20 protein-coding genes are annotated in these 22,826 nt (G+C 43.4%); 12 read left to right on the top strand and 8 right to left on the bottom strand.

Annotated elements, in window-relative coordinates; translation table 11 throughout:
• Positions 1-6 precede the first annotated feature (6 nt).
• From mnmG to GPK88_RS11415, 8 genes are all read right to left on the bottom strand, one after another.
• The gene (gene mnmG, locus GPK88_RS11380; RefSeq protein WP_148445704.1) at positions 7-1,893 is read right to left on the bottom strand and encodes a tRNA uridine-5-carboxymethylaminomethyl(34) synthesis enzyme MnmG; all 1,887 of its coding nucleotides are present in this window, start codon (positions 1,891-1,893) and stop codon (positions 7-9) included.
• A gap of 666 nt (positions 1,894-2,559) precedes the next feature.
• Complete coding sequence (gene mnmE, locus GPK88_RS11385; RefSeq protein WP_148445706.1) at positions 2,560-3,936, bottom strand: tRNA uridine-5-carboxymethylaminomethyl(34) synthesis GTPase MnmE; 1,377 nt, start codon at positions 3,934-3,936, stop codon at positions 2,560-2,562.
• 307 nt (positions 3,937-4,243) lie between these two features.
• Positions 4,244-5,254: an RNA-binding cell elongation regulator Jag/EloR gene (jag, locus tag GPK88_RS11390; protein ID WP_173771676.1), complete on the bottom strand. Its 1,011-nt coding sequence runs from the start codon at positions 5,252-5,254 to the stop codon at positions 4,244-4,246.
• Positions 5,255-5,275: 21 nt separating this feature from the next.
• Positions 5,276-6,598 (bottom strand): membrane protein insertase YidC, encoded by a 1,323-nt coding sequence (locus GPK88_RS11395; RefSeq protein ID WP_215707829.1) that lies wholly within the window; start codon positions 6,596-6,598, stop codon positions 5,276-5,278.
• A gap of 83 nt (positions 6,599-6,681) precedes the next feature.
• Entirely contained in the window at positions 6,682-6,894 is a 213-nt protein-coding gene (gene yidD / locus GPK88_RS11400) for a membrane protein insertion efficiency factor YidD (protein ID WP_015526553.1), read from the bottom strand.
• On the bottom strand, positions 6,872-7,234 hold the full coding sequence (rnpA, locus tag GPK88_RS11405) for a ribonuclease P protein component (RefSeq protein ID WP_173762165.1): 363 nt from the start codon (positions 7,232-7,234) through the stop codon (positions 6,872-6,874). The genes yidD and rnpA overlap by 23 nt, the downstream gene beginning before the upstream one ends.
• Positions 7,235-7,316: 82 nt before the next feature.
• Positions 7,317-7,451, bottom strand: a complete 135-nt coding sequence (gene rpmH / locus GPK88_RS11410) for a 50S ribosomal protein L34 (protein ID WP_005423866.1) — start codon at positions 7,449-7,451, stop codon at positions 7,317-7,319.
• Between the two features lie 205 nt (positions 7,452-7,656).
• Positions 7,657-7,932, bottom strand: a complete 276-nt coding sequence (locus GPK88_RS11415) for a hypothetical protein (RefSeq protein WP_215707830.1) — start codon at positions 7,930-7,932, stop codon at positions 7,657-7,659.
• A gap of 90 nt (positions 7,933-8,022) precedes the next feature.
• On the opposite strand from GPK88_RS11415, the gene dnaA reads away from it, so the two are divergent.
• The 12 genes from dnaA (at position 8,023) to murA (ending at position 22,691) form a co-directional block, all read left to right on the top strand.
• Positions 8,023-9,393, top strand: a complete 1,371-nt coding sequence (gene dnaA / locus GPK88_RS11420; RefSeq protein ID WP_148445714.1) for a chromosomal replication initiator protein DnaA — start codon at positions 8,023-8,025, stop codon at positions 9,391-9,393.
• Positions 9,394-9,670: 277 nt separating this feature from the next.
• Positions 9,671-10,786 (top strand): DNA polymerase III subunit beta, encoded by a 1,116-nt coding sequence (dnaN, locus tag GPK88_RS11425; RefSeq protein WP_148445716.1) that lies wholly within the window; start codon positions 9,671-9,673, stop codon positions 10,784-10,786.
• Positions 10,787-10,963: 177 nt separating this feature from the next.
• On the top strand, positions 10,964-11,170 hold the full coding sequence (locus GPK88_RS11430; RefSeq protein WP_021650164.1) for an RNA-binding S4 domain-containing protein: 207 nt from the start codon (positions 10,964-10,966) through the stop codon (positions 11,168-11,170).
• A 4-nt stretch (positions 11,171-11,174) separates the two neighbouring features.
• Positions 11,175-12,266, top strand: a complete 1,092-nt coding sequence (recF, locus tag GPK88_RS11435) for a DNA replication/repair protein RecF (protein WP_148445718.1) — start codon at positions 11,175-11,177, stop codon at positions 12,264-12,266.
• A 46-nt stretch (positions 12,267-12,312) separates the two neighbouring features.
• Complete coding sequence (locus GPK88_RS11440; protein WP_334300489.1) at positions 12,313-15,174, top strand: tetratricopeptide repeat protein; 2,862 nt, start codon at positions 12,313-12,315, stop codon at positions 15,172-15,174.
• Positions 15,175-15,203: 29 nt separating this feature from the next.
• Positions 15,204-16,085 carry a 16S rRNA (adenine(1518)-N(6)/adenine(1519)-N(6))-dimethyltransferase RsmA gene (rsmA, locus tag GPK88_RS11445; protein WP_148445722.1) on the top strand — a complete coding sequence of 294 codons (882 nt, stop codon included), beginning with the start codon at positions 15,204-15,206 and terminating at the stop codon, positions 16,083-16,085.
• Positions 16,086-16,486: 401 nt separating this feature from the next.
• A complete protein-coding gene (locus GPK88_RS11450; protein WP_173762170.1) occupies positions 16,487-16,954 on the top strand; it encodes a DUF1002 domain-containing protein in 468 nt (155 codons plus the stop codon).
• A 534-nt stretch (positions 16,955-17,488) separates the two neighbouring features.
• Positions 17,489-18,394, top strand: a complete 906-nt coding sequence (locus tag GPK88_RS11455; RefSeq protein WP_215707834.1) for a 30S ribosomal protein S1 — start codon at positions 17,489-17,491, stop codon at positions 18,392-18,394.
• A 35-nt stretch (positions 18,395-18,429) separates the two neighbouring features.
• Positions 18,430-20,100, top strand: coding sequence for a putative manganese-dependent inorganic diphosphatase (locus tag GPK88_RS11460; RefSeq protein ID WP_118063668.1), 1,671 nt, complete (start codon positions 18,430-18,432; stop codon positions 20,098-20,100).
• 13 nt (positions 20,101-20,113) lie between these two features.
• Positions 20,114-20,695, top strand: coding sequence for a flavin reductase family protein (locus GPK88_RS11465; RefSeq protein ID WP_215707832.1), 582 nt, complete (start codon positions 20,114-20,116; stop codon positions 20,693-20,695).
• Positions 20,696-20,762: 67 nt separating this feature from the next.
• Positions 20,763-21,269, top strand: coding sequence for a shikimate kinase (locus GPK88_RS11470; protein WP_148445726.1), 507 nt, complete (start codon positions 20,763-20,765; stop codon positions 21,267-21,269).
• Positions 21,270-21,398: 129 nt separating this feature from the next.
• Positions 21,399-22,691: a UDP-N-acetylglucosamine 1-carboxyvinyltransferase gene (murA, locus tag GPK88_RS11475; protein ID WP_215707833.1), complete on the top strand. Its 1,293-nt coding sequence runs from the start codon at positions 21,399-21,401 to the stop codon at positions 22,689-22,691.
• Positions 22,692-22,826: the final 135 nt, after the last annotated feature.

Here is a 22,826-nt window from a genome sequence, read left to right on the forward strand (position 1 = left end):
ATGTTATCAATGTTTATGTCCGGCTTTGCTTTCCAGGTATACCAGAAGTACGGAAATATCAGCAGGGGATACGCCGGAGATTCGGGATGCCTGGCCGATGGATACCGGTCTGTAAGCTTCCAGTTTCTGGCGTGCTTCGATGCGGAGGCTTCCTACATCTTCATAATCAATGTCTTCCGGAAGTTTTTTCTGTTCCAGTTTTTTGAACTGTTCTACTTGTTTCATCTGACGGCGGATATAGCCGTCGTATTTGATGTTGATCTCTACCTGCTCACATACATCTTCCGGAAGTTCCGGTCTTTCTTTATCAATCGGCGCAAGTACTTTATAGTTAAGTTCCGGTCTGCGGATCAGTTCTGCAATGGTGGTTCCGGATTTCAGCAGTGTGCTGTTCAGGGATTCCAGAAGGCTCTGTACTTCTGCGGAGCCGCCTACAGTTGCATGCTCAACTCGCTCGATCTCTTCCTGGATCATGCGCTCTTTTTCCTGAAGTTTATGGTAAGTCTCATCATCGATCAGGCCGACTTCCCAGCCTTTTTTGCGAAGACGGAGATCTGCGTTGTCCTGGCGGAGAAGCAGACGATACTCAGCACGGCTTGTCATCATTCGATACGGCTCATGGTTTTCTTTTGTTACCAGATCATCGATAAGAACACCGATATATGCCTCTGAGCGGTCCAGAATCAGCTGTTCTTTGCCTTTTACCTCCATAGCCGCATTAATTCCTGCGATGAGGCCCTGAGCGGCTGCTTCCTCGTATCCGGAGCTTCCGTTGAACTGTCCGCCGCTGAAAAGACCTTTGATCTTTTTGAATTCTAGTGTCGGATAGAGCTGGCGTGGATTGATGCAGTCGTATTCGATGGCATAGGCATTTTTTACGATTTTGGCATGTTCCAGGCCTGGTACGGAATGGTACATTTCGTACTGAACATCTTCCGGAAGGGAGCTGGACATTCCGCCGATGTACATTTCATTTGTGTAAAGTCCTTCTGGTTCAATGAATACCTGATGGCGTTTTTTGTCTGCAAAACGGACGACTTTATCTTCGATGGACGGGCAGTAACGTGGTCCGGTTCCTTCGATCATTCCGGAATAAAGTGGGGATCTGTCCAGGTTTGCGCGGATGATCTCGTGTGTTTTTTCGTTTGTGTAGGTCAGCCAGCAGGATTTCTGCTCAATCTGTACGGATTCCGGATCTGTGGAGAAGGAGAACGGTACGACTCTTTTGTCTCCGAACTGCTCTTCCATCTTGGAATAGTCGATGGTGTTTCCGGCGATTCGTGCCGGGGTTCCTGTTTTGAAGCGGAACATTTCGATTCCAAGTTCTTTCAGAGAATCGGTGAGGTAGTTGGCTGCCTGGAGACCGTTCGGTCCTGTGTAATTGCTGACATCACCGTAGATACAGCGGGCTTTGAGGTAGGTTCCGGTGCAGAGGACTACGGCTTTTGCGTGGTAAGTGGCTCCTGAGAAGGTTTTTACACCGGTGATATGGCCGTCTTCTACCAGAAGTTCGGTTACTTCGCCCTGGCGGATGGTTAAGTTCTCTGTGTTTTCCAGGGTTTTTCGCATTTCTGTGCTGTAGGCCTGTTTGTCGGCCTGGGCACGAAGGGAATGGACTGCCGGACCTTTGGACTGATTGAGCATTTTGGACTGGATGAAGGTTTTATCTATATTTTTGCCCATTTCTCCGCCGAGGGCGTCCAGTTCGCGGACGAGGTGCCCTTTGGAGCTGCCGCCTACATTGGGGTTGCAGGGCATCAGGGCGATGCTGTCTACGCTGACTGTGAACATGACGGTATTGAGCCCTAAGCGGGCGCATGCCAGTGATGCTTCGCAGCCTGCGTGGCCGGCGCCTACTACTATGATGTCGAAAAACTGTTCCAGATTTTTCATGCTTTTTCTCCTTTATTTCTTTTTTATTTCTGTTTTTGTTATGTTTATTTTGTAATGTATGTTTTTCTTCCTTGGCAAGGGGCTGAGTTTTTTTTCTTTGGGAAGCTAAGGAAAACCGCAAAGGGGCCGTAAAGCCACGGCCCCTCTGCACACCCCTCGGGCTTTTTTTGAAGAGTTCTTGGTTGTGGGGATGTGGAGCGGTGTTGGCTTGTTTCTGTATGCTTCGGTGTTGGATGTGGAGCGTTGTGCCGATGTTGTTTTTAGTGCTTCGATTGTGGTAAATGTAGCTTTATTGACTTATTTCTGTATGCTTCGGTATTGAGCGTGGAACGCTGTGCCGATTGTTGCAGTGTAGCTGTAACGAGATTCTCGACGTGCGGTGCACGTCTGCGGGGTTTTCGCTGCTTTTTGTAATACTTTCTGTTTGTCGCATTTCGGCTTAGTGTTGAATTGCCAGTACAGAAGCATACAGGTATAAGTTAGTAACTTTCCGTGTTCTACAATCGCTGCACTTTGTAAAAAAAGGCCCAGGGGTGTGCAGAGGGGCGCGGCCTTGTGCCCCTTTGCGGTTTTCTCACATTCCAATGTGAAATACCTCTGCGGGTTTCCGCAGCCTATGCATATGCATAGCCAAGTCCCTGCGTACTCACGCAATCCACGTGGGAACTACTTGCCCATACAAAATTTAGAGAATATTTCATTAACAAGGTCTTCCCCAAGCGATTCTCCCAGAATCCGCCCCAAACTCTCATATGCATCTGTCAGATCTATGGAATAAAAATCCTCCGGCATTCCGCTCTCTATACTGTTCTCTACCAGAGAAAGACTCTCCTGCGCTTTTAAAAGCTCCTGTCTGTGCCGTTCATTGGTGATATATACTTCATCATTGAAGTTTATCTCCCCACTAAAGAACATTTCTCTGATTTTTTCTTCCAGGTCTGTGATTCCTGTTTCTTCTTTTGCGGAAATCGGGATCACTGGCTGGTTTATTCTGCTCTTTAAATCTTCTATATCTATAGCAGATTTAAGATCTGTCTTGCTGTAGAGGACAATTGTCTTTTTCTCTTGCAAAATTTTTATGATCTCTTCATCGTTTTCATCCAGCGGTACGGATGAATCTACAACATAGAGAATCAGGTCTGCGTCTGCTGCCATTTCTTTGGCTTTGGATACGCCGATTTTTTCTACAATGTCTTCGGTCTGGCGGATTCCTGCTGTGTCGGCGATCTTTAATGTGATCCCATGCAGATTGATATACTCTTCCAGAACATCTCTTGTGGTTCCTGCGATGTCAGTTACGATAGCTCTGTCTTCTCCCAGGAGCAGATTCAGCAGGGATGATTTTCCTGCGTTTGGCTTGCCCAGGATTACTGTCCGGATGCCTTCCTGGATGATTTTTCCGTCTCCGGATGTCTTTAACAGATTCTGTATTTTTTCTTTTTCTTCTGCTACAATCTGCTCTAATTCTTCGGAATATCCTGTCAGATCATAGTGCTCCGGGTCGTCCAATGCTGATTCAATGTACGCTATATGGTACAGTAATTTTTCTCTGATTTTCTGTACGGTTTTTCGGACCGAGCCCTTCAATTGACCTACAGAATTCTTTAATGAGTACTCATTTTTGGACTGTATTACGTCCATAACGGCTTCTGCCTGGGATAAATCGATCCTTCCATTGAGGAATGCTCGCTTGGTAAATTCTCCTGGTTCGGCAATAATGGCTCCGTTTTTCAACACGGTTTCCAGTACTTTTTTCATAGCCAAAACGCCGCCGTGACAATCAATTTCGATGGTGTCTTCTCCCGTATATGTCCGTGGTCCGCGCATGGCCATAACCAGCACTTCGTCTACCATCTCTTCGTTATCATAGATGTATCCATAATGAATGGTATGGCTTGGGACGTTTTTCAGAGATTTTTTCCCACCTTTGGAACGGTATACTCTGGATGCAATCTCAAAAGCCTCCGGGCCACTGATCCTGACGATCCCGATTCCCGAAGCACTCATGGCTGTGGAAATCGCAGCAATCGTTGTCTCTTCCATTTTTCACTCTCCTTTATCCGGTTAAACGAAAAAATGTTACTCCGGAAAAGCTTTTTACACGCAAAAAACACGTGTTATTCACGCTTTCACCTAGAATAACATCTTCTGTCAGTTTCCATATTTATAAAGCTGATCTCTGCATTCCGGATATCCGCTGCAGAAATATCTTTTATTATTTGCTCTTCAATGATTATAAAGAATTGTTACGGAGATTGCAATGATAATTTTTAATTTCCGATTTTATGAAAAAAAGCCGCATCCACAGAGCTTAACGCTCCGGGATACGGCTTTTATTTTTTTCACTGAATCAGTAATTATTACGTTTCAGTTTTACCACTACATGTCTGTAAGGTTCTTCTCCCTCACTGACTGTCTCTACATAGCGGTTGCCCTGCAGAGACGCATGGATGATTCTTCTCTCGTATGGATTCATCGGTTCCAGAACTACCGGTTTTCTGGTTTTCTTTACCTTGAAGGCAATTCCTCTTGCGAGGTTTTCCAGAGTTTCTTTACGGCGGCGTCTGTAGTCCTCTGTATCAAGCTTTACACGAATATAAGTAGATTCGCCTTTGTTTACTACAAGGCTTGTCAGATACTGTAATGAATCCAGTGTCTGGCCTCTTTTTCCGATGAGGATACCCATATCCTCACCTTCAAAATCTACATCCAGAGAACCGTCTGCAGTGTTGTATTTCGATGTGATCTCCACTTCTCCAAGATCCATGGAACCGAATACATCACGAAGAAATACGACTGCTCTCTCCTCAACTTCTTTGATCTTCTCCGGATCGCTGAGGATTTCTACCGGTCTGCCCTGCTTCGGTGCTCTCTCACGTGTTTCTTTCGGCTGACGCTCCTTCGGAGCTCTCGGCTGTTTTTCACGTGCTGGTTTTGCTTTGCCCTGGAAATCTCTTGCCGGTCTTTCCTTCGGCGCTGCAACCTTCACAGGTGCTTCTTCGGATGCTTTCTCCACCTGTACAGCTTCTGTCTTCACCGGTTTCTTCTCCTTTACAGGAGCTACTTTCGGTGCAGATTCTTTCTTTACATTTGGAGTAAATGGCTTGTCTAATTTCTTCTCTTCTTTGATAGCGTCCAGTTTCACGGACTCTACCAGATCATCGATCTCCTGCATATCAGAAACTGGCTCGATTCTGCGAACTTTAATTATGGCAGGTTTGCTGCCGATTCCGAAGAATCCGGAGCTGCCTTCACTGATAACCTGAATATTAAGCTGGTCACTGGAAGTTCCAAGCTCAAGACACGCTTTTGTGATAGCTTCATTCTTTGTTTTTGCTGAAAACTGAATGTAATCCTCCATTACGAACCCCTCCGTTCCTGATTATTTCTTCTTATTTCTCTCATCAAAGTCTCTTACGAGATTAGCTTTGGCTGTGATGCTGCCTGATTTTGCATTTCTTGCTTTCTCATAAGCTGCATCAACCTTATGTGCTCTGTCTGAAGCACCATTGTTTCCGCTGTTACCCTTATTGATTACAGGTTTATTGATATTCTTGGCGGACTGATGAGCCTGGTTGGTAATCTTCTGCGGCGGAAGTCCCTCTTTCGCACGTTTTGCTTCGATCTTCTTCATATTCTCATTAACCAGATCATCAATGTTCATCTTATCAAGATGACGATTGATCGCAAACTGCTGGGCACTTCGAACGACAGCACTGGCGATCCAGTAGATACCAAGACCAACCGGGAATGTAAAACAGAAGAATGCAGACATCAGAGGCATGACCATGTTCATGGTTTTCATGGAGTTTGCCATTGCGCTGGCCTGATCATTTCCGTCTGCCGGCTGTGTTGCAGCCTGTGGCATAAGCTTCAGGTTCAGCATCTGAGTTGCCCATGCAAGAACCGGGATCAGAAGTGCTACGATTGCAAGTAACAGAGAACCATGGTTCTTAATGAACTCCATGATATAATACAGAGGCTGATCTGCGATATTCAGACCAAAGAAGCCCTGCATCTTGGAAATATCATGAGAAGTACTTGTGATCATATCAGAAAATCCTGAAAACTGGTCCATCTTTGCCAGCTCTTTCCACTGGGAAGGAGAAAGCGCATACAGAAAATCAACAATAGAGTTACTTGTAGCATTTCCGGCACTGTCCATAACGAGACGTACTCGTGTCATGGAATGGTCTGTGATAAACTGCTGCAGGATATCTGTGTATCCGTTTACAGCTAACAGGTTATCAACTACACCAGTAAAAATGTTCTTTACACTTCCAACGTAAGCAGGAATCCGGTAGATAACCTGATACAGTGCAAACAGAATAGGCATCTGAATAGCTAACTGTACACAGCTACCGGTTGGAGAAACACCATATTTCTGATAAACAGCCTGGGTTTCTTCGTTCATTTTCATCATGGAGTCCTGATCTTTTTTACCCTGATATTTCTTCTGGATCTTCTGGATCTCGGGCTGCATGATCGCACTTAACTTGGAGAATTTCTGCTGCTTGATCTGCAGCGGTGTCATAAAGGCAAAGATAAGAATACTGAAGATAATGATACAAAGACCAATGTTCTGGATTCCGAACAGGCCGTCAAGCATCTTATATATGCCATCCATGATCCATCCCATCACAGACGCGATCTGTCCGATAATAGGAGTTCCGGTTTTTGTTGCTAAAAACAGTTCCAAATTCATTTCCTCCTAGACTTCTTATTCAATTGTAAAAGTCCAATGGTAACTGCCCTGCCCGAGAAAAGGCCAGACAGTCACAAAATAATTCATGGCACAGGGTCATAGCCTCCATGGGAAAAAGGATTGCATCGCAGAATCCTCCATGCCGCAAGAAGACTGCCCTTGAATGCGCCATATTTTTCGATTGCTTCCAAACCATATTGAGAACATGTGGGAATATAAGGACATTTCGTTCTCTTCATCGGCGATATATATTTTTGATAGAGTCTTATCATCTTAATCAGAAATTTCTTTATCATGTTCATGCCCTGTTATATGATGCTTCTTTGCAAGATGCATAAAAGCACTCTCGATCTCGTGAAAGCCTTTGCCCTTGGCAGAAGCTCTCGCTACTACTACAATATCAAGGTTACTGTCAAAATCTGTTTCGTTGAGACGATAACTTTCTCTGATCAGTCTGGTGAGTCTGTGGCGAACCACACTATTCCCTACTTTTTTGCTTACTGATATTCCCAGACGATTCTTCCTGTGCTGATTCTTCAGCACGTACATCACCAGAAGCCGATTTGCGTATGATGTTCCGTTCTGATATACAACTTTAAAATCTTGATTTTTCTTTAAGGACTCTGATCTGATCAAACGAATCCTCCTTAATTAAATTCCGTCTGCACGGATATTTCTCCGGATAGAAGAAAAGACCACATAAATGCGGTCTTGCAGCTTATGCTGATAACTGTTTTCTTCCTTTTAATCTTCTTGCAGCTAATACTTTACGTCCGCCCTTTGTGCTCATGCGAGCTCTGAAGCCGTGAACTTTAGCTCTGGATCTCTTTTTTGGCTGAAATGTCATCTTCATAGGTAAAGCACCTCCTTTATCTATTTTTAATTGTTATGAAATAACTTATCATTCAGAACATCGTTTCAATTATATAAATAAACCTCCTTTTCGTCAAGGGAAAATTGCAAAAAACCCAATAAAATCAGGGGTTTGAAAAATACCGCCGGCCTCGTGGTTTTTATTTTTTACCCATATGTGGATTACGCTTATGGTTTACGTAACATTATCCACATTTTGTGGATAACTTGTGGATAACTAGTGGATTACCGGCAAAACTATCCACTGTTTCCGGATTATTTTTTTCAGTATCTTCAAAAAATCCCTTTATTTGCGGTATTTTGACAGTGGATAATTTTATACACATAAATTCTCCGTGTTTTCCACACAACGTCGACTTATGGAAACCAATTTGCCAGTTATACACTATTTTCCACCCTAATCCACAGTAATTTCCCCAAATTATCCACATTGTTTTCCCCAAAATCTCAAGGTTTTCCATTGCGAAAACACCATTTTCATTGTAATATATAAAAGGATATCTGTCTCCAGTCGCAGACTGGGGTTATTATAATACTCATGGGAGGAAAAAATGAACGCTGTTATTGAAAAATGGGAGGAGATCCTGCAAACTGTCAAATCTGAATATGAGGTGACTGATGTCCCTTTTAATACCTGGCTTAAGCCACTGAAAGTTTATGAGGTTGACGGGAATCTAATAACAGTGGCCGTTCCCTCTGAGCAGGCAGGTATTGGTGTTAATTACATCACCAAACGCTACAAAATACCTCTCCAGGTTACAATCTGTGTACTGACAGGCATGGAAGAATGCGAAGTTCAATTCGTTCTGGAAAAAGATCTCCTCAAGAAAGAAGAAGAAAAAAAACCTTCCTATGATAAACAGAATCGTGATACACGTTACGAAGAAGCACATTTAAATCCAAAATACACCTTCGACACCTTCGTTGTAGGAAGTAACAACAAATTCGCCCAGGCAGCAGCTCTCGCAGTTGCCGAATCTCCGGGGGATACCTACAATCCTCTGTTTATTTACGGCGGAGCCGGTCTCGGAAAAACGCATCTTATGCATTCCATCGCTCATTTTATACTGGAACACGACAAAAACAGCCGGGTTCTCTATGTAACCAGTGAGGAATTTACAAATGAACTGATCGAAACCATCCGAAACGGAAATAACACGGCAATGAGCAAATTCCGTGAAAAATACAGAAATATTGATGTTCTTCTCGTCGATGATATTCAGTTTATTATAGGAAAAGAATCCACTCAGGAAGAATTTTTCCACACATTTAACAGTCTTCACAGTGCCAAAAAACAGATCATCATATCTTCCGATAAACCTCCGAAAGATATGGAAATTCTGGAAGAACGTTTCCGTTCCAGGTTCGAATGGGGTCTGATCGCAGATATTACACTGCCAGATTACGAAACTCGAATGGCAATTCTTCATAAAAATGAGGAAATGAACGGTTACAGCATCAGTGAAGACGTTATCAAATATATTGCTACAAATATCAAATCCAATATCCGTGAGCTGGAAGGTGCCTTTAATAAGGTTATGGCAGGAGCCAAACTTGAAAAAAAAGAGGTTACTCTTGAACTTGCCGAACAGGCACTGAAAGATATTATTTCTCCGGATGAGAAAAAAATAATTACACCGGATTATATCATATCCGTTGTTGCTGATCATTACGGAGTAACACCCGCAGACTTAAGTGGAAACAAACGAAATTCAAAAATCGTTATGCCACGTCAGGTTTCCATGTATCTCTGCCGCGAAATTATCTCCACACCACTGAAAAATATTGGAAAAGCTCTCGGAAACCGTGACCATACTACGGTTATGCACGGTATCGAAAAGATTGAAAACGAATTGCAGACCGACGATAACTTAAAAAATACCATTGATATATTGAAAAAGAAGATTAATCCACAAGGTTAGGAAAGTTTTCCACATTACTGGTGTATAACGTGTTGATTGTATGTGGAGAGATGTGTACAACTTTTTTGCGAAAAAACGGCGGTAATTTTATCCCCGCGTTATTCACATCCGAAACTACCACTTTTACACAAAGTTATCCCACTCGAAAAACCTTGAAAACACTGGCCTCGTGGGAGTTTTTCACAAAATCTGGCCCCCTACGGCGGTTACGGCGGATTTTTTCTATAAATATATTTATAAAAACCACAATTTATCCAGAAAGGGAGTTATACACATTATGAAAATTATCTGCTCCAAATCAAGTCTGTTAAAAAGTGTAAGTATCGCACTCAAAGCAGTTCCATCAAAAACTACCATGCCAATACTGGAATGTATTCTTATGGATGCAACAACAAACCAGATTAAATTTACCACCAATGACATGGAACTGGGAATTGAAACAATCGTAGATGGTACGATTGAAGAAAAAGGAAAAGTTGCTCTCGATGCAAAAATCTTTTATGAAATCATCAGACGACTTCCGGATAATGATATTACTATCAGAACAGATGATAAATATTCAGCAACCATCACATGTGAAAAAGCAAAATTCAATATTCCTGGCAAATCAGGAGAAGATTTTGCCTACTTACCAATGATCGAAAAGGATGAACCGCTGACAATTTCTCAGTACACACTGAAAGAAATGATCCGGCAGACCATTTTTTCTATTGCTGTTAATGAAAACAACAAACTAATGACCGGTGAACTTTTTGAAATTAAAGATAACTGTCTGAAGGTAGTTTCTCTGGATGGACACCGAATTGCTATCCGCAAAATGCCCCTTAAGAGAGAATATTCTGACCGTAAGGTGGTAGTTCCGGGAAAAACTTTAAGTGAGGTAAGCAAGATTCTTTCCGGCGAAGTGGATGATCAGGTAAGCATTTACTTCACAAAAAACCATATTTTATTTGAATTTGATCAGACTATGGTGGTTTCTCGACTGATTGAAGGTGAATATTTCAGAATTGACCAGATGCTTTCCAGTGATTATGAAACAAAACTCAAAATCAACAAAAAAGAATTCCTGGATTGTATTGACCGTGCAACACTCCTGGTTCGTGAAGTTGATAAAAAACCGATTATTATTAACATTACAGATAATGATATGGAGCTGCGTATTGATTCCACAATGGGTTCCATGAATGAAGAGATTGATATTGAGAAAGAGGGTAAAGACATTATGATTGGCTTTAACCCGAAATTCCTGATCGATGCACTTCGTGTTATTGATGATGAAACCGTTACAATTTATCTTGTAAACCCGAAAGCTCCTTGCTTTATCCGGGACGACGAAGAAAATTATACGTACCTGATTCTTCCGGTAAATATCAACCAGAATCAGGCCAGATAACAGCTTGTGCAATATAATGGACATAGGATAAGCTCTGAAAACTGCCAAAAGGTGGTATTTTAAATTACCACCTTTTAGGAAAACATCGGAAACGGGGGTATTTAACTACCGCCACTGGACAATATATTGGAAAGTGTTAACCGAATCCGGGAAAGAAAAATTTAAGAGGGTAAAAAATTGGAAATCAGAATTAAAGACGAATTTATCAAACTTGGCCAGGCTCTGAAACTGGCTGGCGTTGTGGAGGACGGCGTTGAGGCAAAATATGCGATTAACGACGGACTCGTCCTGGTAAACGGTGAGGTAGAGAACCGCCGTGGACGAAAAATCCATCCGGGAGATACCATTTCCTACGATGGAAAAGATATTTATGTAATTGGGTGAAAGAATGTACATTGAATCCATCAGATTGAATAATTTCAGGAATTATGAGTCGCTGGAGATGAATTTTGATCAGGGAACCAATATTCTCTACGGCGACAACGCCCAGGGAAAAACCAATATTCTGGAAGCAGTTTATCTGGCCGGAACCAGCAAATCCCACAAGGGAAGCAAGGACCGGGAAATGATCCGTTTTGAGAATGAGGAATCCCATATCCGAATGATGGTAAAAAAGGGTGGACTTTCATACAAGGTAGATATGCACCTCCGGAAGAACAAAGCAAAAGGAGTTGCCATTAACGGGCTGCCGATTCGCAAGGCGAGAGAGCTGCTCGGAGTGGTAAATCTGGTGTTTTTTTCTCCGGAGGATCTTAATATTATCAAGAACGGACCAGGCGAGAGAAGACGTTTTCTGGATTCAGAGCTTTGTCAGCTGGACAGTGTTTATATCACAGAGCTGGCCAGCTACAATCACATTGTGAATCAGAGAAACCGTCTTCTCAAAGACTGTTATATGAATCCGGGCCTGAAAAGTACGCTGGATATCTGGGATATGCAGATGGTTGATTATGGAAAAAAAATCATCGGAAAAAGAGAAGAATTTGTGGAAGAGCTGAATGAGATTGCAAAAGGCCTTCACAGAGGACTGACCGGCGGACTGGAAGAACTGGAGATTCTGTATGAACCAAGTGTGACAGAATCGGAGTTTGAGCAGAAACTGGCACAGAACCGGGATCGGGATCTCCGGATGAAACTGACTTCTGTGGGACCGCATAGAGATGATTTCTGCGTGAAGGTAAACGGGATCGATATCCGGAAATATGGTTCCCAGGGGCAGCAGAGAACAGCAGCTCTTTCACTGAAACTTTCTGAGATTTATCTGGTAAAAAAGAAAATCAAAGATACACCGGTTCTGCTTCTGGATGATGTTCTTTCGGAGCTGGACAGCAACCGACAGACATATCTTCTGGAAAGTATACACGATATTCAGACACTGATTACTTGTACGGGACTGGATGATTTTGTGAGTCATCAGTTTGAGATTAACAAGGTTTTTCAGGTGGTAAAAGGGCATGTTTATATGCCTAAAGGGTTTTGACAAGCCCGTATGCATATGGTAAACTGATTCTGATTATGGAAAGTTGGTGAATATTTTGGATAAAGAGGAGTTTCGCGTCAAGCTGGGAGAGATCAACAAACTGGTTGAAGCCCGGGATTACAAAGGCGCCATGCAGATCGTTGACAGTATCGACTGGCGTCGTGTGAAAAACGTCCGTACCCTTTGCGTTGTGGGCGAGATCTACGCAGCTAACAAGCGCTATGAGGAGAGCAAGGAAATTTTTCTTCTTGCCTATCACAGAGCGCCGATTGGCAAGAACATACTTTACCGCCTGATTGAAGTTTCCCTGAAAATGGGACAGATCAGTGAAGCCACAGAGTTCTTTGATGAGTACAGAGAAGTGGCAGGTAACGATAACAGTCAGTATATACTGCGATACAAGATTGCCAGAGCGAAGAATGCATCTCTGAATGAACAGATCCGTATTCTTGAGGAATATAAGGAGAAAGAGTTTACAGAGCGCTGGTCCTATGAACTGGCCAAACTCTATTACAAGGCAGGAGACAAGCAGAAGTGCCTGGATCTCTGCAATGAGATGATTCTCTGGTTTAATGATGGAAATTATGTGATGAAGGCCCTTGACCTGAAACAGCGTATGGGAGTTCTCACAGGAGAAGAAAAAGAGAAATACGAACAGCGTTTTATTCCAAAACTGATTCCGCCGGAAAAGGCGAAGGAGATCAGGGAAAGTAAGGAAACAGAAACGGCAGGGGAGTCCGAGTATGAGGAATCCAGACCGGTTACAGATACGATTCAGGTAGATGATGAACGAGATCTGAACAGTGCTGAGACTTTCCAGGAGAAGATTTCCAAAGGTATCCGGGATATCTTCGGCGGTCATAAGAAGGCAGCGGAAGAACCAGAGGATATGGAAGAAGACGTACAGGATGAATCAGAAGATTCCACTGAGGAAGAGGCAGAGGATGTTCAGGAAGGTGAAGAAACACCGGAAGAAGAAACTGCTGCCACAGAAGAATCAGCAGAATATGAGGAAACGGATTCTGAGGACACAGAGGAAGAAATTCCGGAATCTGAAGATGGAGAAGAACTGCTGTCATCCGGTATCGAAAATCTGTCCGGAGGAACTGCAGAATTAAAAGCAGAGATCCAGAAAGAAGCAGCAGAGCCTGTACAGACTACAGAACAGGAATTATCCCAGAGTGTTGCAGAGATCATGAAGGCGTCTCAGGAAAAGGAATCAGAAGAGCCATCCGGCGTTCCGCTTAACGAGGAAGGAAAACCTGATTTCTCAGCGACAATCCGTATGCCACAGCTTAAGATTCCGAAATCAATGATCAATGTAGACCCGGAAAATGCAAGCGCTGCAGCCAAAATTCCGGACGCATCCGAAATTTTCGGAAGTATTGATGAAATTGCGGCTGAGGTGGCCAAGGATAAAGAAACAAAGGCAGAAACAGAAGAAGAGCAGGAGTTCAATCTGGAGGATACAATTCTTGCTGCCGCAACAGAGCAGGGAATTGATATTCCGGAAGAAGAAAAATCACCGGATGTACAGATGTCAGATGTAACTGAGGAGACAGATGACGAAGACGATCTGGATATCGTAGCGGATGAATTTGTTCCGGAAGAGCCGGATGCTGCAGATATTGAAGATATTATGGCGCAGATTTCCGCACAGCAGGCAGAAGATGCGAAGCAGTCTGAGCGTGAGCGCACAAGAGTTCCGGATCTGATTCTGGACGAAGATGAAGAGCCGGTTACAGAAGAAGATATGCAGGCTGCAGAAGCAGAATTTCTCAATGGCCCGGCCGGTGTTTCCAAGCCAGTGGAAGAGGACGCTTTTGAAGATATTGAAGAACTGACAGATATGCCGGAGGAATTATCTCTGGATGAGGCTGTTTCGGAAGATGACGCTGCTGAAAAGACAGCGGAGAAACTGGATGATGTTGCTACTGTCGTAGAAGAAGAGACACCTCTTGATGAGGAAGAAGAATACAGCACAGATGATGTTTCAGCCCAGAGTGAGGCAGAAGATGACGAAGAGGATGATTTTATCTCAAGCCTTACAGAAGATATGGAAGAGGACGACAGTGAAGAAGAACTCACGGAGGAAGAGCAGCTTGAGCGGTTCATCGAGGATATTCAGCCGGAAATTGATCCGAATACCATTATCTCCAGAAAAAGACAGCTCACAGATGAAGAGAAACAGCTTTTCACTTATTTTGTAGCAGTTCCGGGAATGAAAGAACAGCTGCTGGATGTGCTTTGTGATGTGCAGACGGGCGCTGCGGATCATACATCCCAGACAGGAAATGTAATCGTTATGGGTGGCAGAGAAACTGGAAAAACAAGACTGATTTCAAGTCTGATCCCGGCAATCTGCAAGGAGCTGAATATTGAGGCATCCAAGGTTGCCTACATATTTGCGGAAGACCTTAACGGAAAAAATATTGCAGAGATTGCATCCAAGCTTGCAGGCGGTTTCCTTGTTATCGAGAACGCAAACCAGCTTTCCCAGGAAACAGCAGATGAGCTTGATGAAGTAATGAATGGAAATACAAAGGGTATGATCGTGATCCTCGAGGATGAAAAGATCGGCATGCGTAAGCTCATTGCAAGATATCCGAAACTTGCGAAAAAGTTTACGTCCATGATTAATATTCCTGTATTTACAAACGATGAACTTGTTAATTTTGCCAAGGTTTATACCATGGAGAATGGATTCCGTATTGATCAGATGGGTATGCTTGCCCTGTATAATCTGATCGGAGTAAACCAGAAGGAAGATCAGCCGATGTGTATCGGAACTGTGAAGACCATGCTGGATAATGCCATGGCAAAAGCGCAGGGCGGATTATTTAAACGCTCCAAGAAGCGTGTGGACCGTGATGGATTCACCGTACTTCTTGAAAAGGATTTCAGCTGAAAATAAACAGAAAAGCAGAGGTAAAAAATATGGCCAGACCTTATCTTGGTAACCCGAAATATACCATTGAAGTCCTTCAAAAGTATCATTTTGTTTTCCAGAAAAGGTTTGGTCAGAATTTTCTGATCGATGAACATGTTCTGGAAAAGATCATTGATTCTTCCGGAATAACGAAGGATGATTTTATACTGGAGATCGGTCCCGGAATCGGAACCATGACACAGTATCTTGCGGAGGCAGCCAGAGAAGTGGCTGCTGTGGAGATCGACAGTTCTCTGATTCCGATTCTTAAGGATACTCTGAAAGAATGGGATAATGTAACGGTGATCAACAACGATATCCTGAAAACAGATATCAAAAAGATCGCCGATGAAAAGAATGGCGGAAAGCCTGTAAAGGTAGTCGCTAACCTGCCGTATTATATTACGACACCGATCATCATGGGACTTTTTGAGAAGAATGTTCCTGTGGATTCCATTACGGTTATGGTGCAGAAAGAAGTTGCAGACCGTATGCAGGTGGGACCTGGAACCAAGGATTACGGTGCGCTTTCCCTGGCTGTTCAGTATTACGCGAAGCCGGAGATTGTTGCCAATGTACCACCAAACTGTTTCATGCCACGACCGAAGGTCGGAAGTGCGGTAATCAAGCTGACACGGTATGAGAAACCACCGGTTGAGGTTCATGATGAACGCCTCATGTTCAGACTCATCCGTGCGTCATTTAACCAGAGAAGAAAGACTCTTGTAAACGGAATCAAAAACTCCGGAGATTTTTCCCTTGGAAAAGAAGAGATCGAGAAGATATTTGAGAAGTGCGGGCTTCCGCTGAATATTCGAGGCGAAGCGCTGACACTGGAGCAGTTTGCCATGCTTGCCAACTGTATCTACGAAGAAAAAAATAATAAATAAAACATTACGCAAAAAGAACCCGGGCAGCTGTTCCAGGTTCTTTTTGCGTTTCCGGACGGGACAATTGGAGAGGTATCCCACCCGGATCTATATAACTTGTCATAGAAAGGAGGTTATGTCTGAGGTGTCAGACATAAGTAAGTAATGAAAAATTTACAATATTTATTCTATAAAGGAGATGTTAGGAAAGTTTGTTGAAAATATGAAAATATTGTGAATATATTTTTGAACTTATACATAAAGTCAGACCTGACAGGGCGAAAAACAGGAAAATTCCAGTTTACAGAAGGGTGGGGTGTTGTGTTATACTGAGTGGCGTCAATAAGGAACTGAAAATTATGGAACTGGAAACAGTTACAGATTATGGATAGAGGGCAGGGCCCTTCTGGAGGATGAATATTATGAAAAAAATGAACAGGATCACAGCACTGGTTGTTGCAGGAGTTATCTCATGTACTTCACCAATGATGGTTATGGCATCTGATTCCAGCTCTGTTATGAGCCAGGCAGAGGAGATTCTTAAGGATAATGAGATCGAATCTCTTGCGTCTGACCCGGATAAAGTTGGAGATATTATTGTTTATGTAAAAGGGCTTTTTGATTCCAATCAGATTTCTGATGATGAGATTTCACAGGGAATTGATGAGGCAGCAGATCATTATGGTGTGACACTTTCTGAGGATGATAAGAATTCTCTCGTGAATATTATCAGCAAATTCAGAGGAATCGACATCAGTGATGACCAGATTAAAGGTTATGTAAGCGATGCATACAGTACTCTGAAAGATATGGGTGTTACAAAGTCTGATGTAAAGAATATTTTTGAGAAAGCGATCGAGTTTATTAAGGGTATGCTTTCCCGTCAGTAGGAGAAAGGTGTTCAGAATGGCACTTTTATTGGGATTATTATTCTTAAGTTTACTGGAAATGTACAAAATGTACAATATTTAGAACGCTTGTCAATAAAGCAAATGTGGCGTTTTTATAAAAAAAGAGGAAAAACAGAAAAGAAATTGTGCAAATACGCTAAAAGTTCACGGGCTGTTCATAATTTATTCATATTTATCTGATACTATAATAACAGTTCGAAAGAACACTACGAAAGACGCTGTAATGGTGTGTATCAGTATCATTACACATACAATTTTTTTCATAATAATCGCCCCGGTAAGCCACTACCGGGGCACTCCTCGTTTTATGGGGAAAAATATCAGGAAATGTAGCCTCTGCCAATGTGCGGAGGTTTTTTGTATAAAGAGGCTGTTTTGCATTCAAAAAAATAATAGCGTCGGTGGTTTGCCCATGCTATAATAATTAAGATTAAAATGAAAATCCGGCAGAAAGAATAAGAAAAAGGCCGGAAGTAAATGATGAAAAGATGAAGCGTGAACGGAGGTCAGGAAATGGCGGAGTCTATGAAAGATTTTGAGCAGGAGCTGGAGGCTTCTTTTAAGAAAATTGAGGAAGGTGATATCATCGCCGGGACAGTGGTCAGTGTGGATGAGACAGGAGTTGTTCTTGATCTTAAATATTATGCTGAGGGATTTATTCCGGCAGAGGAATTTTCCAGAGAGCCGGGATTTAATATTAAAGAGGCAGTTCAGCCGGGAGAAGAGATCCAGGCAACCGTTCTTAGGAAAGATGACGGACAGGGAAATATTCTTCTTTCCAGAGCAGAGGCAGCAGATGTACTTGCATGGGATAAACTGAAGGAGCTTCAGGAATCCGGGGAAGCACTGGATGTTGTTGTAAAGGGAATCATAAACGGCGGAGCCATTGCTTATGTGGAAGGTGTTCGAGGTTTTATCCCGGCATCCAAACTTGCGCTGAATTATGTAGAGGATACAGAAGAGTACCTGAACAAGCCGCTTCAGGTTCAGGTAATTGATGTAGATAAAGAGAAAAAGAGACTGGTACTTTCTGCAAAGGAACTTCTCCGTGAGAAAGCAGAGAAGGAGCGCAGAAACAAGATTTCCAATATTGAGGTTGGTTTCGTGACAGAGGGAACGGTTGAGAGCCTGCAGCCTTATGGTGCGTTTGTTGATCTTGGAAACGGAATTTCCGGTCTGGTTCATATTTCCCAGATCTGCGAAAAAAGAATTAAGAAGCCATCAGAGGCGATAAGTGTGGGAGACAAGGTTAAGGTGAAAGTAATTGCGATCAAGGATGGCAAGCTGAGCCTGAGTATCAAAGAGGCATCGGATCTGATGGCGAAGGAAGTTGAGGAAGAGACTTTTGAACTGCCGGAGTCAGGAGAAGAGGCAACCACATCTCTTGGTTCACTTTTTGCGAACATCAAACTTGATTAATTGTTATATTTTTGGATGAAAAAGGATGGATGTGAATGAAGAAACAGGAGAGAATATTTGTAATCGGACATAAGAATCCGGATACGGATTCCATCTGTTCGGCGATCGCTTATGCGGATATTAAAAACAGGACTACACAGAGTAAGAGATATATTCCGAAGAGAGCTGGTCAGATCAATGAGGAGACCAGATATGTGCTGAACCGTTTTGGTGTACAGCCGCCGGCTTATCTGGGAAATATCGGAACACAGGTCAAGGATATGGATATCCGTCTCAGTCCCCAGGCAGACAAAAACATGTCACTGAAAAATACCTGGGATCTGATGCAGGAGAACGGAATCGTATCCCTTCCGATCCGTGATAAGGAGGGATGCCTGGAAGGTCTTGTGACCATCGGAGATATTGCCAAGACTTATATGGATACCACAGACAGTTATCTGCTTTCCAATGCGCGGACACAGTATCAGAGGATTGCGGAGACGGTTGGCGGAGAAGTGGTGGAAGGAAATGGCCACGGATATTTTGTCAAGGGACGTGTTCTGGTTGGAACAGCCAATCCGAAGATGATGGAGGAATTTATTGAGGAGAATGATATGATCATCATGGGAGACCGTGAGGAGGATCATCTTCAGGCCATCAGCCAGAATGTAAGCTGTATTATTGTAGGGCTGAACATTGTGGTTTCCGAGAAGGTTGTGAAGCTGGCCCACGAAAAAAATATCGTGATCATCCGGTCACCTTATGATACCTTTAACATCGCCCGTCTGATCAATCAGAGTATTCCGGTCAGCTATGTTATGAAACGGGATAACATGGTTACGTTTAATACCGAGGATTTTACAGATGATATCCAGGATGTTATGGTCAAAAACCGCCACAGAGCGTTCCCGGTTATCAATCCTCATGGAAAGTGTATCGGAACGATTTCCAGGCGTAATTTCCTGGACATGCACAAGAAAAAAGTTGTTCTGGTGGATCACAATGAGGTGGATCAGGCTGTTGATAATATTGAGAAGGCGGAAATTCTTGAGATTATTGACCATCATAAGCTTGGAACATTGCAGACCATGACACCGGTAGCATTCCGTAATGAGCCTGTGGGATGTACGGGTACGATCCTTTATGAGATCTACGGAGAGCAGCGTCTGGAGATTCCGGAAAAAATTGCGGGACTTCTCTGTGCGGCCATTATTTCAGATACGCTGATGTTCCGTTCACCGACCTGTACACAGACGGATAAGATCGCTGCCAGTGCTCTTGCCCTGATCGCGGGAATCAAGATCGAGGATTTTGCCAGAGAGATGTTCTCAGCAGGAAGTAATCTGAAAGATAAATCCCCGGAGGAGATTTTTTACCAGGATTACAAGAAGTTTATCGGCGAGGGCAATGTTTCCTTTGGTGTGGGCCAGATCAGTTCCATGGACAGCGAGGAGCTGAAAGAGATCAAGGAGAAGCTGATGCCGTTTATGGTCAGCGAGTGTGGACGTCACGATATCACGAGAGTTTACTTTATGTTGACGAATATTCTGGAGGAATCTACAGAGCTTCTGTTTTATGGTGAGGGAAGCCAGCAGATGGCAGAGATCGCTTTTGAGAAGAAACCGGACGGGGATGCGTTCTGCCTGCCGGGTGTGGTTTCCAGAAAGAAACAGCTGATTCCGGCTATGATGGAGGCTGCTCAGCTGATGAACAGCGATTACGCATAAGGAGGCCGGATCAATGGCAAAACAGATTTGGAAACCGGGAAATATGATCTATCCGCTGCCGGCAGTGATGGTCAGTGTCACGGATGGAGAGGGCAATGATAATATTATTACCGTTGCGTGGACAGGAACGGTCTGTACGAATCCGGCGATGGCTTATATTTCAGTCCGACCATCCCGTTATTCTTATGGAATGCTGAAAAAAACGGGAGAGTTTGTTATTAACCTTACAACAGAAAAACTGGCTTTTGCGACGGATTTCTGCGGAGTCCGTTCCGGCCGGGATGTTGACAAATTCGAAAAACTGAATCTTACGAAAGAGAAAGCGCAGTATGTTTCTGCTCCGATGATCGGGGAAGCGCCGGTTTCCATCGAGTGCAGAGTACGTGAGGTGAAGGAACTGGGATCGCACGATATGTTTCTTGCAGATGTACTTGCGGTCCATGCGGATGAAGCATATATGGACAAAAACAACAAGTTCCATCTCAATGATGCAGGACTTCTGGTTTATTCCCACGGGGAATATCTGGCTGGTGACCGGAAGGTGGGAACTTTTGGCTACAGCGTGAAGAAGAAAAACGGTAAGAAGAAACGCTGAGAATAATACGGCACAGGAACGATTGTTGAGATTTTGTTACAGCTATGTTAAAATGAAAGGACACAGTATGAATAATATTACACTGATAGGGATGCCTGGTGCGGGAAAAAGCAGCATCGGTGTTGTACTTGCGAAAGTGCTTGGTTACCAGTTTATTGACTCAGACCTGCTGATCCAGAAGGAAGAAAAGAGAACTTTAAGTGAGATTATTGAGCAGGATGGAATTGACGGGTTCAAGGCGGTGGAGAATCGTGTGAATGCGTCTATCCAGGTTGAGAATACGGTCATTGCCACAGGTGGCAGTGTCGTGTATTGTGATGAGGCAATGCAGCATCTGAAATCAGAAGGAGTTGTGGTATATCTGAAGATTTCTCTGAAGCTGCTGTCCAAACGTCTTGGCAATCTGAAAGACCGTGGAGTTGTTCTGAAAGAGGGCCAGACACTGGAGAGTCTTTATGAGGAACGTACTGTATTGTATGAGAAATATGCGGATATTGTTGTAGACGAGGAAGATAAAGATCTGGAGGGAAGCCTTCAGATCGTGCTGGATGCACTGAAACGGGGAGAGAAATAGTTTACAAATCCGAAATATGTGTTATAATATACAACTGACCTAAAAAACGGTGTTGCGGAACGTATGTTTCCGTCGTAAATTCAGAGAAAGTTTCTTGCTCATAGAGGAGTAAAATAATAGAGGTGTGTTATGGAACAGTATGTGATTAAAGGCGGCAATCCTCTGGTTGGAGAAGTGGATATTGCAGGCGCGAAGAATGCTGCTCTTGCAATATTATCAGCAGCCATTATGACTGATGAAACTATATTAATCGAGAATCTGCCAGATGTAAGGGACATCAATGTTCTGCTTGAGGCTATTGCAGAGATTGGTGCTCAGGTTGATCGTGTCGATAAATCTACTGTAAAGATCAATGGTTCTACCATCGGCAATCTCAGTGTTGACTACGAATTTATTAAGAAGATTCGTGCTTCTTATTATCTTCTTGGTGCTTTGCTTGGTAAGTACAAGCATGCGGAGGTTCCGCTTCCAGGTGGATGTAATATCGGAAGCAGACCGATTGACCAGCATCTGAAGGGATTCCGTGCTCTTGGTGCGGAGGTTGATATCCGTCATGGCGCAATTGTTGCCAAGGCTGAGAATCTTCATGGCAGCCACATTTTCCTTGATGTGGTTTCTGTTGGTGCGACAATTAACATTATGATGGCAGCTTCTATGGCAGCTGGCCGTACCATTATTGAAAATGCTGCAAGGGAGCCGCATGTTGTTGATGTGGCCAATTTCCTGAACAGTATGGGAGCCAATATTAAGGGTGCCGGTACAGATGTAATCCGTATCCGCGGTGTTGAAAAACTTCACCGTACAGAGTATTCTATTATTCCGGATCAGATCGAAGCAGGTACTTTTATGTTTGCAGCAGCAGCTACCGGCGGAGATGTTACTGTACGGAATGTTATTCCGAAGCATCTGGAAGCTACAACTGCCAAGCTTGAGGAGATTGGATGTGAGGTTGAGGAGTTTGATGATGCGGTTCGTGTTCGTGCGCCGCATAAACTTCATCGTACTCATGTGAAGACTCTGCCTTATCCTGGTTATCCGACAGATATGCAGCCACAGATTGCAGTTACACTGGCATTGGCTGAGGGTACAAGCATTGTTACTGAGAGTATTTTTGAGAACCGTTTCAAGTATGCAGATGAGCTTTCCAGAATGGGAGCGAACATCAAGGTGGAGGGGAACTCCGCAATTATTGATGGCGTGAAGAAGCTTACAGGTGCACGTGTCAGTGCTCCGGATCTTCGTGCAGGTGCAGCGCTTGTTATTGCAGGACTGGCTGCTGAGGGTGTTACGGTTGTCGATGACATTGTTTATATTCAGCGTGGATATGAGAATTTTGAAGAAAAATTGAGAAGCCTAGGTGCTGAAATTGAGAGAGTTTCCAGTGAGAAGGAAATTCAGAAATTCAGACTTCGGGTTGGATGATTTTTTTGATTTTTATGAATTATGAGAGTTTCCGGGCATTTGTGCCCGGGAGCTCTTTTTTTGTGTGACAGTAAAAATAAACCCCCTGCTATGCAGGGGGAGGGAAGATCTTTAGATATAAGTAATCTCCTGTGT

It is taken from the genome of Blautia sp. MCC269, assembly GCF_018785655.1.
Taxonomy (GTDB): Bacteria; Bacillota; Clostridia; order Lachnospirales; family Lachnospiraceae; genus Blautia_A.